Annotated in this window: 14 protein-coding genes; 13 read left to right on the forward strand and 1 reads right to left on the reverse strand. The window is 62.5% G+C overall.

What is annotated here, in order from left to right; translation table 11 throughout:
* Positions 1–10 precede the first annotated feature (10 nt).
* Positions 11–1,375 carry a formimidoylglutamate deiminase gene (locus tag ABTV87_RS01800; protein ID WP_221533635.1) on the reverse strand — a complete coding sequence of 455 codons (1,365 nt, stop codon included), beginning with the start codon at positions 1,373–1,375 and terminating at the stop codon, positions 11–13.
* Positions 1,376–1,521: 146 nt separating this feature from the next.
* Here ABTV87_RS01800 and hutC point away from each other — a divergent pair, with 146 nt between their 5' ends.
* From hutC to ABTV87_RS01865, 13 genes are all read left to right on the forward strand, one after another.
* Complete coding sequence (gene hutC, locus ABTV87_RS01805) at positions 1,522–2,232, forward strand: histidine utilization repressor (protein ID WP_170844914.1); 711 nt, start codon at positions 1,522–1,524, stop codon at positions 2,230–2,232.
* A complete protein-coding gene (locus tag ABTV87_RS01810; RefSeq protein ID WP_433898910.1) occupies positions 2,229–2,798 on the forward strand; it encodes a HutD/Ves family protein in 570 nt (189 codons plus the stop codon). Before hutC ends, ABTV87_RS01810 begins: the two co-directional genes overlap by 4 nt.
* A 462-nt stretch (positions 2,799–3,260) precedes the next feature.
* Positions 3,261–4,943, forward strand: a complete 1,683-nt coding sequence (gene hutU, locus ABTV87_RS01815; protein ID WP_433898911.1) for a urocanate hydratase — start codon at positions 3,261–3,263, stop codon at positions 4,941–4,943.
* A 163-nt stretch (positions 4,944–5,106) separates the two neighbouring features.
* On the forward strand, positions 5,107–6,579 hold the full coding sequence (locus ABTV87_RS01820; RefSeq protein ID WP_433898912.1) for a purine-cytosine permease family protein: 1,473 nt from the start codon (positions 5,107–5,109) through the stop codon (positions 6,577–6,579).
* A 70-nt stretch (positions 6,580–6,649) separates the two neighbouring features.
* Positions 6,650–7,618 (forward strand): ABC transporter substrate-binding protein, encoded by a 969-nt coding sequence (locus tag ABTV87_RS01825; protein WP_007952476.1) that lies wholly within the window; start codon positions 6,650–6,652, stop codon positions 7,616–7,618.
* An 84-nt stretch (positions 7,619–7,702) separates the two neighbouring features.
* Positions 7,703–8,554: an ABC transporter permease gene (locus tag ABTV87_RS01830; RefSeq protein WP_007952475.1), complete on the forward strand. Its 852-nt coding sequence runs from the start codon at positions 7,703–7,705 to the stop codon at positions 8,552–8,554.
* Complete coding sequence (locus tag ABTV87_RS01835) at positions 8,551–9,381, forward strand: quaternary amine ABC transporter ATP-binding protein (RefSeq protein WP_052266509.1); 831 nt, start codon at positions 8,551–8,553, stop codon at positions 9,379–9,381. Before ABTV87_RS01830 ends, ABTV87_RS01835 begins: the two co-directional genes overlap by 4 nt.
* Positions 9,382–9,470: 89 nt before the next feature.
* Entirely contained in the window at positions 9,471–10,994 is a 1,524-nt protein-coding gene (gene hutH, locus ABTV87_RS01840) for a histidine ammonia-lyase (RefSeq protein WP_433898913.1), read from the forward strand.
* 130 nt (positions 10,995–11,124) lie between these two features.
* A complete protein-coding gene (hutH, locus tag ABTV87_RS01845; protein ID WP_127796658.1) occupies positions 11,125–12,657 on the forward strand; it encodes a histidine ammonia-lyase in 1,533 nt (510 codons plus the stop codon).
* Between the two features lie 145 nt (positions 12,658–12,802).
* Positions 12,803–14,008 carry an imidazolonepropionase gene (gene hutI, locus ABTV87_RS01850; protein WP_433898914.1) on the forward strand — a complete coding sequence of 402 codons (1,206 nt, stop codon included), beginning with the start codon at positions 12,803–12,805 and terminating at the stop codon, positions 14,006–14,008.
* Between the two features lie 10 nt (positions 14,009–14,018).
* On the forward strand, positions 14,019–14,819 hold the full coding sequence (hutG, locus tag ABTV87_RS01855) for an N-formylglutamate deformylase (RefSeq protein WP_433898915.1): 801 nt from the start codon (positions 14,019–14,021) through the stop codon (positions 14,817–14,819).
* A gap of 246 nt (positions 14,820–15,065) precedes the next feature.
* Positions 15,066–16,013 carry a choline ABC transporter substrate-binding protein gene (locus ABTV87_RS01860; protein WP_433898916.1) on the forward strand — a complete coding sequence of 316 codons (948 nt, stop codon included), beginning with the start codon at positions 15,066–15,068 and terminating at the stop codon, positions 16,011–16,013.
* Positions 16,013–16,930: an alpha/beta hydrolase gene (locus ABTV87_RS01865; RefSeq protein WP_433898917.1), complete on the forward strand. Its 918-nt coding sequence runs from the start codon at positions 16,013–16,015 to the stop codon at positions 16,928–16,930. The genes ABTV87_RS01860 and ABTV87_RS01865 overlap by 1 nt, the downstream gene beginning before the upstream one ends.
* The last annotated feature ends 10 nt before the right edge of the window (positions 16,931–16,940 follow it).

Consider the following 16,940-nt stretch of genomic DNA (forward strand, 5'->3'; position numbering starts at 1 on the left):
GAGGTTTGTGTCAGCCCAAAAGCTCTCGCAGGACCTGGGTGAAGGCGCGATTGCTGTCCTCCTCCCCGGCATGTCGCCCCTCGCGCACAGCCCACTGACCATTGACCAGCACGTCGCGTACCTGACGATCGCCACCGGCAAACAGCCAGCGATTGAGAATCCCGTCACCGCTGGCCGTGGCCAGATACGGATCGTTGCCATCGAGCACAATCCAGTCGGCACGCTTGCCGACTTCCAGCGCGCCGATCGGCTGGCCCAAGGCCTGAGCACCACCGTCCAGCGCCGCGTCATACAGCGTACGGCCGACCATCGGCTGATCCGCGCCATACAAGCGGTTGCGCCGCTGATCGCGCAGGCGCTGACCGTATTCCAGCCAGCGCAGTTCTTCCACCACGCTCAACGACACATGGCTGTCGGAGCCGATGCCCATGCGCCCGCCCTGAGCGAGGAAATCCACCGCCGGGAAAATCCCGTCGCCGAGGTTGGCCTCGGTGGTCAGGCACAGGCCGGCGATGGCGCGACTCTTGGCCATCAGCGTGACTTCTTCCGGATTGGCGTGAGTCGCGTGGACCAGGCACCAGCGCTGATCGACTTCGGTGTTTTCGTACAGCCATTGCAGCGGACGACGACCGCTCCAGCTCAGGCAGTCGTCGACTTCCTTCTGCTGTTCGGCGATGTGGATGTGCACCGGGCATTGCTGGTCGCTGGCTGCCAGCACTTCGCTGATCTGCTGTGGCGTGACCGCGCGCAACGAGTGGAAGCACAGGCCCAGCGACTGCGCCTTTTGCTGCGCCAGCAGGGGTTGCAGGCGCGATTGCAGCTTCAGGTAGTTTTCGGTGCTGTTGATGAAACGGCGCTGGCCTTCGTTCGGCGTCTGGCCGCCGAAACCGCTGTGGCTGTAGAGCACCGGCAACAGCGTCAGGCCGATGCCGGCGGAGCTGGCCGCCTGGCTGATGCGTAACGCCAGTTCGGCCGGGTCGGCGTAAGGCTGGCCGTTGTAATCGTGGTGGACGTAATGGAATTCGGCGACCGAGGTGTAACCGGCCTTGAGCATTTCGATGTACAGCTGACGGGCAATCACACCGAGCTGGTCGGGGCTGATTTTTCCGACGAGCCGGTACATCAGATCGCGCCAGGTCCAGAAACTGTCGTTGGGATTGCCGGCCACTTCTGCAAGTCCCGCCATCGCTCGCTGGAACGCGTGGGAGTGCAGATTCGGCATCCCCGGCAGCAGCGGACCGCTCAGCCGTTCGGCGTCATCTGCGGTGGAATCGGCCTGGATTCGGGTCAACACGCCATCGGCGCTGACCTCGAGACGTACATTGTTGGCCCATCCGTTAGGCAGCAGCGCGCGTTCGGCAAAGAAGGCGGACATGGTTCAGCACCCCATCGTGTGTTATTTGTATATACATATACAGACGTTTGCCTGCCCGGTAAACTCCGGCAAGCTAGCAACTTTCATCCAATGAACAGGGATCCACCGTGCCGACTCCGCCTCCAGTCTCCCCGTTGGCCGCGAACATGGGCGACAGTCCGGCGCCCTTGTACGCCCGCGTCAAACAGATGATCACCCAGCAGATCGACAGCGGTAACTGGCCGCCGCATTACCGCGTGCCGTCGGAAAGCGAGCTGGTCAGCCAGTTGGGCTTCAGCCGCATGACCATCAACCGCGCGCTGCGGGAAATGACCGCCGACGGTCTGCTGGTACGCATGCAAGGCGTCGGCACTTTCGTTGCTGAACCGAAGAGCCAGTCCGCGCTGTTCGAAGTGCACAACATCGCCGACGAAATCGCCTCCCGTGGCCATCGCCACACCTGTCAGGTAATCACCCTGGAAGAAGAGGCCGCCGGTTCCGAGCGCGCGCTGGCGCTGGACATGCGCGAAGGTCAGAAGGTCTTTCACTCGCTGATCGTGCATTACGAAAACGACATTCCGGTGCAGATCGAAGACCGCTTCGTCAACGCGCTGGTCGCCCCGGAATACCTCAAGCAGGACTTCACCCTGCAGACGCCTTACGCCTATCTGAACCAGGTCGCCCCGTTGACCGAAGGCGAGCACGTGGTCGAAGCGATCCTCGCCGAAGCGTCCGAATGCAAATTGCTGCAGATCGAAAAAGGCGAGCCTTGCCTGTTGATCCGCCGGCGTACGTGGTCGGGTCGTCAGCCGGTGACGGCGGCGCGCCTGATTCACCCCGGTTCCCGTCATCGTCTGGAAGGTCGGTTTCATAAATGAAAGAGTTAAAGGTATTACGCGCCGAAGGCTACCCGCGCATGCCGTGGAAAAACGGCGGCGGCAGCACCGAGGAAATCACCCGTGACACCGGCGCCGGCCTCGACGGTTTTGGCTGGCGCCTGTCGATTGCCGACATTGCCGAATCCGGCGGCTTTTCGACCTTCGCCGGTTACCAGCGGGTCATCACGGTATTGCAGGGCGACGGCATGACCCTGTGTGTCGACGGCGACGATACCCGGCCGTTGTTACCCCTCGACCCGTTTGCCTTCAGCGGCGAAAGCCAGGTGTCCTGCACCTTGCTCGGCGGCGCAATCCGCGACTTCAACCTGATCTACTCGCCCCAGCGTTACAGCGCACGCCTGCAATGGCTGGACGGCGAACAGCGGTTTTTCAGTTCGGCAAGCACCGTGCTGGTCTTCAGCGTCAGCGAATTGCTGGAGGTCACGGTCGGTGACAGTGCGTCGCAACTCGGCCGCCATGACTGCCTGCAACTGGACGGTAACACCGGTTTGACCGAGATTGCCGTCAATGCCGGCTGCTGCGTGATCGAACTGTCTCCGCGCTGATCCTTCCTTCTGATCGTTCCCACGCAGACGGTTCGACGCCTCGACGTGGGAACGATCTAACGATCAACGATCAAAAACCGCTGCTTTGAAAGCAGCGGTTTTTTTTCGTCCCGACGTTCCCGAAATGCGCACCAACTTGTTACCGAACGCCCCAGCGTGGCGCAAAACCACGCTTTCGTAACAACCGCTCGCTGCCCTCAATCCACCCCGCGAAAAATTTCATCAACGCCAGAGCCCTTGATTCAGGCGCTTTCCAGCCCTGCCCGGGATTTTTGTTGAACGACCCTCCAACAAGTTGGCCGCTCGATTGCATATGCTTGTATGTACAAGTAAAGACGTATGCGTATGAGTCGAACGAGACTCTCCGCAGCGTCCACTGATTCGCTTGTCGCGCACTGATGCGCACAGGCTGCTTGCCCACTGCCAGGGTTGGTTTGAATTGATCGCTGAGGAGTCTTTTTCGTGACTGACAACAAAACCACTAAGTTTCGTGACGTCGAAATCCGTGCCGCCCGCGGCAACAAGCTGACCGCCAAGAGCTGGCTGACCGAAGCGCCGCTGCGCATGCTGATGAACAACCTCGACCCGGAAGTCGCCGAGAACCCGAAAGAGCTGGTGGTCTACGGTGGCATCGGCCGCGCTGCGCGTAACTGGGAATGCTACGACAAGATCGTCGAGAGCCTGACCAACCTCAACGAAGACGAAACCCTGCTGGTGCAATCGGGCAAGCCGGTCGGCGTGTTCAAGACCCACAGCAACGCCCCGCGCGTGCTGATCGCCAACTCCAACCTGGTTCCGCACTGGGCAACCTGGGAACACTTCAACGAACTCGACGCCAAAGGCCTGGCCATGTACGGCCAGATGACCGCCGGCAGCTGGATCTACATCGGCAGCCAGGGCATCGTCCAGGGCACCTACGAAACCTTCGTTGAAGCCGGTCGCCAGCACTATAACGACAACCTCACCGGCAAGTGGGTACTGACCGCCGGCCTCGGCGGCATGGGCGGCGCCCAGCCACTGGCCGCGACCCTCGCCGGTGCCTGCTCGCTGAACATCGAATGCCAGCAGGTCAGCATCGATTTCCGCCTGAAAAGCCGTTATGTCGATGAGCAAGCCACTGACCTCGACGACGCCCTGGCCCGCATCGCCAAATACACCAAAGAAGGCAAGGCGATCTCCATCGCGCTGCTGGGTAACGCGGCTGAAATCCTCCCGGAACTGGTCCGTCGCGGTGTGCGTCCAGACATGGTCACCGACCAGACCAGCGCCCACGACCCGCTCAACGGTTACCTGCCGGCCGGCTGGACCTGGGACGAATACCGCGCCCGCGCAAAGACTGAACCTGCTGCCGTGATCAAGGCCGCCAAGCAATCGATGGCCGTGCACGTCAAAGCCATGCTCGACTTCCAGAAGCAAGGCATCCCGACCTTCGACTACGGCAACAACATCCGTCAGATGGCTCAGGAAGAAGGCGTCGAAAACGCATTCGATTTCCCGGGCTTCGTACCGGCCTACATCCGTCCGCTGTTCTGCCGTGGAATCGGCCCGTTCCGCTGGGCTGCGCTGTCGGGTGATCCGCAGGACATCTACAAGACCGACGCCAAAGTCAAAGAGCTGATCCCGGACGACGCCCACCTGCACAACTGGCTGGACATGGCGCGCGAGCGCATCAGCTTCCAGGGTCTGCCGGCGCGTATCTGCTGGGTCGGCCTGGGCTTGCGGGCCAAGCTCGGTCTGGCGTTCAACGAAATGGTCCGCAGCGGCGAGTTGTCGGCACCGATCGTGATCGGTCGCGACCACCTCGACTCCGGCTCGGTCTCCAGCCCGAACCGTGAAACCGAATCGATGCAGGATGGCTCCGATGCAGTCTCCGACTGGCCGCTGCTGAATGCTCTGTTGAACACCGCGAGTGGTGCGACCTGGGTGTCCCTGCACCACGGCGGCGGCGTCGGCATGGGCTTCTCCCAGCACTCGGGCATGGTGATTGTCTGCGACGGTACTGACGAAGCGGCCGAGCGTATCGCTCGCGTGCTGCATAACGACCCGGGTACCGGCGTCATGCGTCACGCCGATGCCGGTTACCAGATCGCCATCGACTGCGCCAAGGAACAAGGGCTGAACCTGCCGATGATCACCGGCAAATAAAAGGCTTTGGCTTTATGTGGGAGCGAGCTTGCTCGCGAAGAGGCCGGCACATTCAGTATCTGTGCTGACTGACAAATCGCTTTCGCGAGCAAGCTCGCTCCCACAGAAAAGCGGCCCTACAGAAGCGTAGTGAACAATTAAAACAATCCACAGAGGTTGAATCATGGCGGGCAACACCGATCGTGCAGGCAGTAAACCGTTGATCGAAAGGCGTTCGATCGACTACATCCCGGAAGCGGAAAGACACGGTCGTCTGTTCAGTCAGTTCACCCTCTGGATGGGTGCCAACCTGCAAATCACCGCGATTGTCACCGGGGCCCTGGCCGTGGTGCTGGGCGGCGATGTGTTCTGGTCATTGATCGGTCTGCTGATCGGTCAACTGCTGGGCGGCGGGGTGATGGCGCTGCACGCGGCGCAAGGGCCGAAGCTTGGCCTGCCGCAGATGATTTCCAGCCGGGTGCAGTTCGGCGTTTACGGCGCGGCGATTCCGATCGTGCTGGTGTGCCTGATGTACCTGGGCTTCACCGCCACCGGGACCGTGTTGTCCGGTCAGGCGCTGGGTCAGTTGTTCGGGGTCAGCGACACCGTCGGCATCCTGCTTTTCGCCAGCGTCATCGTGGTGGTCACGGTGCTCGGCTATCGGGTGATCCACTGGATCGGCCGAATCGCCAGTGCCATTGGCGTGATTGCTTTCGTGTATCTGTTTAGCCGTCTGATGAGTCAGGTGGATGTCGGCGCACTTCTGGAAATCCGCCACTTCAGCTGGAGCAGTTTCCTGCTGGCGGTGTCGCTCGCGGCCTCCTGGCAGATCGCTTTCGGCCCGTACGTGGCGGACTACTCGCGCTACCTGCCCAGCAAGGTGTCGTCGGTGAAAACCTTCTTCGCCGCCGGCGCCGGTTCGGTAATTGGTGCGCAGGTGGCGATGATCCTCGGTGTGTTCGCGGCCGCTTCGGCCAACGGGCAATTCGCCGGTCATGAAGTCGCCTACATCGTCGGTCTGGGCGGGACCGGTGCCACCGCCGCGCTGCTGTACTTCAGCATCGCGTTCGGCAAGGTCACCATCTCCACCCTGAACTCCTACGGCAGCTTCATGTGCATCGCGACCATCATCAGCGGCTTCCGTGGCCACCTGACGGTCACCCGCATGCAGCGTCTGGGGTTCGTGCTGGTGATCGTCGGCGCGGCGACCCTGATCGCGCTGCTCGGCCAGCACTCGTTCCTGGGTGCGTTCAAGTCCTTCATCCTGTTCCTGCTGGCGTTCTTCACGCCGTGGAGTGCGATCAATCTGGTGGACTACTACTGCATCACCCGCGAGCGCTATGACGTACCGGCGCTGGCGGATCCGAACGGTCGCTACGGCCGCTGGAACCTCCTCGGTATCAGCGTTTATGTGTTCGGGGTGCTGGTGCAACTGCCGTTCATTTCCACCAAGTTCTATACCGGTCCATTGGTAGCGGCCCTGGGGGATGTGGATATTTCCTGGATCATCGGCCTCGTGCTGCCCGCAGCGCTGTACTACGTCTGCGCGAAAAAATGGCACGGCACCGTACCCGATCGACTGATTCTGCCCGTCGAGCAGGACAGCGTTGTACAACCTAAAACAAGCGGGGCCGGTCGCGCTGCGGCGCAGGCCTGATTTGGACGTGGACAGGGCTGGATGCCTCTTGACTGCCGTAAGCCAATTCATGATTAGGAGCGTCACAACAATGAAATCGAACAAGACCCTGCTGACCACATTGCTTTCCATGGGCCTGCTGGCCAGCGCCGGCGCGACCCAGGCCGCCGGCTGGTGCGAGTCCGGCAAACCGGTGAAATTCGCCGGCCTGAACTGGGAAAGCGGCATGCTGCTGACCGACGTTCTGCAGGTGGTGCTGGAGAAAGGTTACGACTGCAAGACCGACAGCCTGCCGGGCAACTCCATCACCATGGAAAACGCCCTGAGCAGCAACGACATCCAGATCTTCGCCGAAGAATGGGTCGGCCGCAGCGAGGTCTGGAACAAGGCCGAGAAGGCCGGCAAGGTCGTCGGTGTCGGCGCGCCGGTGGTGGGTGCGATCGAAGGCTGGTACGTGCCGCGCTACGTGATCGAAGGCGACGCCAAACGCAAACTCGAAGCCAAGGCGCCGGACCTGAAAAACATCGCCGACCTGGGCAAATACGCCGCCGTCTTCAAGGACGCCGAAGAGCCTTCCAAGGGCCGCTTCTACAACTGCCCGGCCGGCTGGACCTGCGAACTGGACAACAGCGAAATGCTGAAAAGCTACGGCCTGGAAAACAGCTACACCAACTTCCGTCCGGGCACAGGTCCAGCGCTGGATGCGGCCGTGCTGTCGAGCTACAAGCGTGGCGAGCCGATCCTGTTCTACTACTGGTCGCCAACCCCGCTGATGGGCCAGATCGACGCGGTGAAACTGGAAGAAAAAGCGGGCGTCGACAAGACCGTGACCATCAAGGTCGGTCTGTCCAAAACCTTCCACGAGCAAGCGCCGGAACTGGTGGCCGTGCTGGAAAAGGTCAACCTGCCGATCGACCTGCTGAACCAGAACCTGGGCCGCATGGCGAAGGAACGTATCGAGTCGCCAAAACTGGCGAAAATCTTCCTCAAGGAACATCCTGAGGTCTGGCATGCGTGGGTGAGTGAAGACGCTGCCAAGAAAATCGACGCGGCGCTGTAGGTCGAATTCCTCCCGGCCAACCGAGAGGCTGGCCGGGGTGTTCGCCGCAATCGCTTGATTGAGTTTCCTGATTGAGAGCCGCTTATGTTTCCCGAAAGCTTTACCTTTTCCATCGCCGACTGGGTCAACGGTTGGGTCGATGCGCTGGTCACCAACTACGGCGATGTGTTCCGCCATATCTCTGACACCCTGCTGTGGGCCATCGTCAATCTTGAAGGCCTGCTGCGCGCCGCACCGTGGTGGTTGATGCTGGCCATCGTCGGCGTCGTGGCCTGGCACGCAACGCGCAAAGTCGTGACCACCGCCGTGATCGTCGGTCTGTTGTTCCTGGTCGGCGCCGTCGGTCTGTGGGACAAGTTGATGCAGACCCTCGCGCTGATGATGGTGGCGACGGTCATTTCGGTGCTGATCGGCGTACCGCTGGGGATTCTCTCGGCGCGCAGCAATCGCCTGCGTTCGGTGCTGATGCCGCTGCTCGACATCATGCAGACCATGCCGAGCTTCGTGTACCTGATTCCGGTGCTGATGCTGTTCGGCCTGGGCAAGGTGCCGGCGATTTTCGCCACCGTGATCTACGCCGCACCGCCGCTGATCCGCCTGACCGATCTGGGCATTCGCCAGGTCGACGGCGAAGTGATGGAAGCCATCAACGCCTTCGGCGCCAACCGCTGGCAGCAACTGTTCGGCGTGCAACTGCCGCTGGCCCTGCCGAGCATCATGGCCGGGATCAACCAGACCACCATGATGGCCCTGTCGATGGTGGTGATCGCCTCGATGATCGGCGCCCGTGGCCTGGGGGAAGATGTGCTGGTGGGCATTCAGACCCTCAACGTCGGACGCGGTCTTGAGGCCGGTCTGGCGATCGTGATTCTCGCAGTGGTCATCGACCGCATTACCCAGGCGTATGGTCGGCCACGGCATGAGGTGAGCAAATGAGCAACGCAACCGTGAGCAAGATCGAAGTCAAAAACGTCTTCAAGATTTTCGGCAACCGCGCCAAGGACGCCCTGGCGATGGTCGGCCAGGGCAAGACCAAGGATCAGGTGCTGAACGAAACCGGTTGCGTGGTCGGGGTCAATGACTTGTCCCTGAGCATCGGTACCGGCGAGATCTTCGTGATCATGGGCCTGTCCGGCTCCGGCAAGTCGACCCTGGTGCGCCACTTCAACCGCCTGATCGACCCGACCAGCGGCGCGATCCTGGTGGACGGCGTGGACATCCTGCAATACGACATGGAAGCCCTGCGCGAATTTCGCCGACACAAGATCAGCATGGTGTTCCAGAGCTTCGGCCTGCTGCCGCACAAGACCGTGCTCGACAACGTCGCCTACGGCCTGAAAGTGCGTGGCGAGAGCAAGCAGCTGTGCGCCGAACGCGCGCTGCACTGGATCAACACCGTGGGCCTCAAGGGCTACGAAAACAAATACCCGCACCAGCTCTCCGGCGGCATGCGCCAGCGGGTCGGTCTGGCCCGCGCCCTGGCGGCGGACACCGACATTATCCTGATGGACGAAGCGTTCAGTGCGCTGGATCCGCTGATCCGCGCCGAGATGCAGGACCAGTTGCTGGAGCTGCAAAAGACCCTGCACAAGACCATCGTCTTCATCACCCACGACCTCGACGAGGCCGTGCGCATCGGCAACCGCATCGCGATCCTCAAGGACGGCCGCCTGATCCAGGTCGGCACGCCGAAAGAGATCCTGCATTCGCCGGCGGACGAATATGTCGACCGCTTCGTGCAGCGGCGGGCGGCGGTGGTTTAAAGGTTTACGGCAGGCTCGTTCCCACGTCGAGGCGTCGAACCGTCTGCGTGGGAATGCATCCCGTGACGATCAGGTTAAAGAGGTTTTAGATGTCCCAGGCTGAAAAAATCGTTATCGCCGACGCCCCTATGCGTTGGCAGGATGTGGTCGCAGTCGCCCGTCACGGCGCGCAGCTCGAGCTGTCGGCGCAGACCTGGGCGCGCATTGAAAACGCACAGGGCATCGTCCAGCGCATCGTTGCCAGCGGCGAGCGCGCCTATGGCGTGAACACCGGGCTCGGTGCGCTGTGCAACGTTTCGCTAAAAGACGAACAGCTCAGCCAGCTGTCGCGCAACACCTTGCTCAGCCATGCCTGCGGCGTCGGTCCGGTGCTGGCCGATGAGCAGACCCGGGCGATCATGTGCTCGGCGATCCGCAACTACAGCCACGGCAAATCCGGCATTCATCGCCGGGTGGTCGAAGCGCTGCTGGCGCTGCTCAATCGCGGCATCACCCCACAAGTGCCGTCCCAGGGGTCGGTGGGTTACCTGACCCACATGGCGCACATCGGCATCGCGCTGCTGGGCGTGGGCAATGTCAGCTATCGCGGGCAGATCGTGTCTGCACAGCAGGCGCTGGCGGAAGAGGGCCTGCAACCGGTGCAACTCGGGGCGAAGGACGGCCTGTGCCTAGTCAACGGTACGCCGTGCATGACCGGCCTCGGTTGCCTGGCGATTGCCGACGCCACGCGGCTGGTGCAATGGGCCGATGTGATCGGCGCCATGAGCTTCGAAGCCCAGCGCGGCCAGATCGCCGCGTTCGATGCCGAGATCATCGCGCTCAAGCCGCATCCGGGCATGCAGCAGGTGGGCGTCAATCTGCGCGCCTTGCTCGATGGCAGCGAAGTGATCGCCGCGAGCAAAGGCATTCGCACCCAGGATGCACTGAGCATCCGCTCGATCCCGCAGGTGCACGGTGCTGCCCGCGATCAACTGGAACACGCGATCAAACAGATCGAAACCGAACTCAACGGCTGCACCGACAACCCGTTGCTGCTGGGCACGCCGGACGATTTCCGGGTGATGTCCCAGGCCAACCCGCACGGTCAATCGGTGGCGCTGGCGGCGGATTTGCTGGCGATTGCAATGGCCGAAATCGGCTCGATTGCCGAGCGGCGTCTGGACCGTTTGATCAACCCGCACGTCAGCGGTCTGCCGGCGTTTCTGGTGGCCAATCCGGGGGTGAACTCCGGGATGATGATCGTGCAATACGTCGCCGCGTCGCTGTGCGCGGAAAACCGCCAGTTGGCGCAACCGGCGGTGCTCGACAACTACGTCACTTCGGGGCTGCAGGAAGATCACTTGAGCATGGGCACCAACGCTGCGCTGAAGCTGCATCGCGCGCTGGAAAACTGCACGCAGATCCTCGCCATCGAATACCTGCTGGCGGCCCAGGCGTTTGAATTCCTCAAGGAGCAGCGCTTCGGCGCGGGAACCGATACCGCCTGGCGACTGCTGCGCGAAAAAGTCCCCGCCTACGATCAGGACCGCTGGCTGGCGCCGGATATCGCCGCAACTGCAAGCGTTCTGAAAGACACGGATCTGATACACAACGCATTACCGAATTTGCACTGACAACTACCCATACCAGCGTGCCAAGGCGCGGATCGTCCAAAAGACGAGAGGCGACGGATAACGGAATGCTCCGGAGCGACTGGTAGTTTCTCTTTAACTAAGAGCTGAATGCCTCAAAAGGAGCATTTAAATGACTGCGCTGAACCTGATCCCCGGCCAACTGAGCCTGGCCCAACTGCGTGACGTTTATCAGAACCCGGTCAAGCTGACCCTCGACAACAGCGCCAGCGCGCAGATCGAAGCCAGCGTGGCCTGCGTCGAGCAGATCCTCGCGGAAAACCGCACCGCCTACGGCATCAACACCGGTTTCGGCCTGCTGGCCTCGACCCGCATCGCCAGCGAAGACCTGGAAAACCTCCAGCGCTCGCTGGTGCTGTCCCACGCCGCCGGCGTCGGCCAGCCGATCAGCGATGAGCTGGTGCGCCTGATCATGGTGCTCAAGGTCAACAGCCTCAGCCGTGGTTTCTCCGGCATCCGTCGGGTGGTGATCGATGCGCTGATCGCCCTGATCAACGCCGAGGTCTACCCGCACATTCCGTTGAAAGGCTCGGTCGGCGCCTCCGGTGACCTCGCGCCATTGGCGCACATGTCGCTGGTGCTGCTGGGCGAGGGCAAGGCGCGCTACAAGGGCGAGTGGATGGAAGCGACCGAAGCGCTGAAAGTCGCCGGTCTGACCCCGCTGACCCTGGCGGCGAAAGAAGGTCTGGCGCTGCTCAACGGCACTCAGGTGTCCACTGCATTCGCGTTGCGTGGTCTGTTCGAAGGTGAAGACCTGTTCGCCGGCGCGCTGGCGCTGGGCGGTCTGACGGTGGAAGCAGTGCTCGGCTCGCGTTCGCCGTTCGATGCGCGCATCCACGCCGCCCGTGGCCAGAAAGGCCAGATCGACGCCGCGGCCGCTTACCGCGATCTGCTGGGCGAGCGCAGCGAAGTCTCCGACTCGCACCAGAACTGCGAAAAGGTTCAGGACCCGTACTCGCTGCGTTGCCAGCCGCAAGTCATGGGCGCATGCCTGACCCAGTTCCGTCAGGCCGCCGAAGTGCTGGCTGTCGAAGCCAACGCCGTATCCGACAACCCGCTGGTGTTCGCGGCTGAAGGCGACGTGATTTCCGGCGGCAACTTCCACGCCGAGCCGGTGGCCATGGCCGCTGACAACATGGCGTTGGCCATTGCCGAAATCGGTTCCCTGAGCGAGCGCCGTATCTCGCTGATGATGGACAAGCACATGTCGCAACTGCCGCCGTTCCTGGTGGCCAACGGTGGCGTGAACTCCGGCTTCATGATCGCCCAGGTGACCGCTGCGGCCCTGGCCAGCGAGAACAAGGCGCTGTCCCATCCGCATTCGGTGGACAGCCTGCCGACCTCCGCCAACCAGGAAGACCACGTGTCGATGGCCCCGGCCGCCGGCAAGCGCCTGTGGGAAATGGCCGAGAACACGCGCGGGATTCTGGCGGTGGAATGGCTGGCGGCGGTGCAGGGCCTGGACCTGCGCAACGGCCTGAAGACTTCGGCCAAACTGGAACAGGCCAGGGGAATTCTGCGTCGCGAAGTGCCGTTCTACGAGAAGGACCGCTTCTTCGCGCCGGATATCAATGCGGCGACCGAGTTGCTGGCTTCGCGGGTTCTGACTGAACTGGTTCCGGCGAAACTGCTGCCGAGCCTTTAACCCCACCACTGATCGTTCCCACGTCGAGGCGTCGAACCGTCCGCGTGGGAATGCAGCCCGTGACGCTCCGCGTCGCTGGACGCGGAGCGTCCCTTGAGGCATTCCCACGCAGAGCGTGGGAACGATCACAAGACGAGGACTTGGGATGAAAACCCTCTGGCAACACTGCCACGTCGCAACCATGGCGCAAGGCGTCTACTCGATCATCGAGGATGCGGCCATCGTGACGTCCGGTGCACTCATCGAGTGGATCGGCCCGCGCAGCCAATTGCCGTCAGGCGAATACCCGGCGGTCAATGACCTGCAAGGCGCGTGGGTCACCCCCGGCCTGATCGACTGCCACACCCACACCGTGTTCGGCGGCAACCGCAGCGGCGAATTCGAGAAGCGCCTGCAAGGCGTCAGTTACGCCGAGATCGCAGCCGCCGGCGGCGGCATCGCCAGCACCGTGCGCGCCACGCGCGAAGCCTCGGAAGACGAGCTGTTCGCCAGCGCCGCCAAACGTCTGAAAAGCCTGATGCGCGACGGCGTGACCACGGTCGAAATGAAATCCGGCTACGGCCTCGATCTGGCCAGCGAGCGCAAGATTCTGCGGGTCATCCGTCGCCTCGCCGCCGAGCTGCCGATCAGCGTGCGCAGCACCTGCCTGGCGGCCCACGCCTTGCCGCTGGAATACAAGGATCGCGCCGACGACTACATCGATCACATCTGCGCCGAGATGCTGCCGGCTCTGGCCGCCGAAGGCCTGGTGGATGCGGTGGATGCGTTCTGCGAATACCTGGCGTTCTCCCCGGAGCAGGTCGAACGGGTGTTCATTACCGCGCAAAAACTCAATCTGCCGGTGAAACTGCACGCCGAACAATTGTCGTCCCTGCACGGCTCCAGTTTGGCCGCGCGCTACCACGCATTGTCCGCCGATCACCTGGAGTTCATGGACGAAGCCGACGCCATCGCCATGGCCGAGTCCGACACCGTCGCGGTGCTGTTGCCGGGCGCGTTCTACTTCCTGCGCGAAACCCAGTTGCCGCCGATGGAAGCCCTGCGCAAACACAAAGTGAAAATCGCCATCGCCAGCGACCTCAACCCCGGCACCTCGCCGGCGCTGTCGTTGCGTCTGATGCTGAACATGGCCTGCACCTGTTTCCGCATGACCCCGGAAGAAGCCCTGGCCGGCGCCACGATTCACGCGGCGCAAGCTTTGGGCATGGCTGATACCCACGGCTCACTGGAAGCCGGCAAGGTCGCGGATTTTGTCGCCTGGCAGATCGATCGCCCGGCGGACCTGGCGTACTGGCTGGGTGGTGAACTGGACAAACGCGTCGTGCGTCACGGCGTTGAATCAAGTCTGTAGGAGAGCGGTTGTGGATAAGGTTCTGAACTTCAAACAAGGTCGCGTGCCGCTGCTGATCAGCATGCCCCACGCCGGTGTGCGCCTGACCCCGGCGGTCGAGGCCGGGTTGATCCCGGACGCGAAAAGTCTGCCGGACACCGACTGGCACATTCCGCAGCTCTACGATTTCGCCGCCGAACTGGGCGCCAGCACGCTGGCGGCCGAATACTCGCGATTCGTCATCGACCTGAACCGGCCGTCCGACGACAAACCGTTGTACGCCGGCGCCACCACCGGCCTGTACCCGGCGACGCTGTTCGATGGCATTCCGTTGTTCAAGGACGGGCAGGAGCCGTCGAAAGAAGAACGTGCGACATACCTGGAGCAGATCTGGACGCCGTACCACCGCACCCTGCAGGAAGAGCTGGCGCGGCTGAAAGCCGAGTTCGGTTACGCGCTGCTGTTCGATGCGCATTCGATCCGCTCGATCATCCCGCACCTGTTCGACGGCAAACTGCCGGACTTCAACCTCGGCACCTTCAATGGCGCCAGTTGCGATCCACAACTGGCCACGCAGCTGGAAGCGATCTGTGCACGCCACGACGCTTACAGCCATGTGCTGAACGGACGCTTCAAGGGCGGCCACATCACCCGTCACTACGGCAACCCGGCCGAGAACATCCACGCCGTGCAACTGGAGCTGGGCCAGTGCACGTATATGGAAGAGTTCGAACCGTTCCGCTACCGCGCCGATCTGGCGGAGCCGACGCGGTTGGTGCTGAAGGAATTGCTGCAAGGGCTGCTCGCCTGGGGCAAAAAGCACTACAACTGAATCAGCTGTGATCGTTCCCACGCTCCGCGTGGGAATGCAGCCCGTGACGCTCCGCGTCACTGGACGCGGAGCGTCCCTTGAGGCATTCCCACGCAGAGCGTGGGAACGATCGGGAGAAGTCGCCACCGTGCAAATCCTGGTCGCCACAGTTCGCTTTTCCCGCTCGTCTGCTGCGTAATGTTTCGGCCACGGTGCAAGAAGACACCGATCCGAACAATAACCCGCTGCCGCACGAGACGATCCCACATGAAAAGACTGTTCACTCGTTGTGCGTTAATCCTTACCGGCAGTGCGCTGCTCAGCGCCGGCGCCATGGCTTCCGACGATGCATCCTGCAGAACCGTGCGCATGGGCGTGGTCAACTGGACCGACGTGATCGCCACCAGCGGCATGGCCGACGTGCTGCTCAACGGCCTCGGCTACGAAAGCAAACAGACCAGCGCCGTGCAGCAAATCATCTTCGCCGGCATCCGCGACAAGCGCCTCGATATCTTCCTCGGCTACTGGAAACCGGCGATGGACAAGAACATCGCGCCGTTCCTCGCCGCCAATCAGGTCAAGGTCATGGACAAACCAAGCCTGGCCGACGCCCAGGCGACGCTGGCGGTTCCGGATTACGTGGCGGCGGCGGGGCTGAAAACCTTCGGCGACATCGCGAAATTCAAGAATCAGCTCGGCGCCAAAATCTACGGCATCGAGCCCGGCAGCGGCGCCAACACCACGATCAAGACCATGATCGAAACCAACCATTTCGGCCTGAAGGATTTCAAGATCATCGAATCCGGTGAGGCCGGCATGCTCGCCGCCGTGCAGCGAGCGGTGAACCGCAAGGAATTCGTGGTATTCGTCGGCTGGACCCCGCACCCGATGAACATCAACATGAAAATCACCTACCTGACCGGCAGCGAAGACGTCTACGGCCCCAACGAAGGCGCCGCCACCGTTTCCACCGTCACCGCGCCGGACTACGCCGAGCGCTGCCCGAACGTCCATCGACTGCTGGAAAACCTGACCTTCACCGCCGCCCAGGAAAGCCAGTTGATGGTGCCGATCATGGAGCGCAAGACCCCTCAGGAAGTGGCGAAGACCTGGCTGCGTGAGCATCCCGAAGACCTGCAACGCTGGCTGGCGGGTGTCAGCAGTTTCGACGGCAAGGACGGCGTGGCCACGGTTCAGGCCAGCCTGAAAAACTGATGGGCACTTATCCACTCTCGCCGTCGATGGCGGCGTTCGTCGCCAGAACCGAAGGCTTTGCCAGCGATGACAGCAGCCTCGGCGGATTGCGCAAATCCTATGACGCCATGTGCCGCGCCTTCACGCCCGAACGGCCGGCGGGTCTGGAGGTGGTGGATTTCCAGTTGAGCGGGGTGGCGGTGCGTTCGTATCGTCCGCCTGTCCGGCCATCGGCCAGTGGCTGGCCGTGCGTGCTGTATCTGCACGGCGGCGGTTGGGTGGTCGGCGGGCTGGACTCCCATGACTTCATCTGCTGCGAGCTGGCCATGGCGCTCGGGGCAATGGTGGTGGCGGTGGATTACCGGCTGGCGCCGGAGCATCCGTTCCCGGCCGGTTTCGAGGATTGCCTGAGCGTCTGGCGCGCGTTGCGCAGCGGGCCGTTCTGGTTCGATCCCGGGCGGATGCTGGTGGCGGGCGACAGCGCCGGCGGCAATCTGGCGGCGGCGCTGTGCCTGGCGCTGCGCGATGCCGGCGAGCCGCTGCCGGGGGCGCAGGTCTTGATCTATCCGGGGCTGGGAGGCGACGAGCAGTTGGCGTCACGCAGCGAATGCGCCGATGCGCCGTTGCTCGCCAGCAGCGATGTCGATTGCTATCACGCCTTGTACCTGCGCGGCACCGCGAAGCCGAACGCTTATGCGATGCCGTTGCTGGCCGGGGACTTCAGCGGGTTGCCCCCGGCCTGGATCGCCGTGGCGCAGTTCGATCCGCTGCGTGACGACGGCGTGTGCTACGCCGAACGGCTTAACGCAGCGGGCGTCGACGCGGCGCTGTATTACGGCGAAGGGCTGGTTCACGGCTGCCTGCGGGCGCGGCATCAGGTCGCCGAGGTCGATCGTCTCTTTGAGAACCTCCTGGGGTTCATGGCTGACAAATTGTGACAGCGTGCGG

This window comes from Pseudomonas sp. PSE1(2024), assembly GCF_050990555.1.
Lineage (GTDB): Bacteria > Pseudomonadota > Gammaproteobacteria > Pseudomonadales > Pseudomonadaceae > Aquipseudomonas > Aquipseudomonas aphyarum.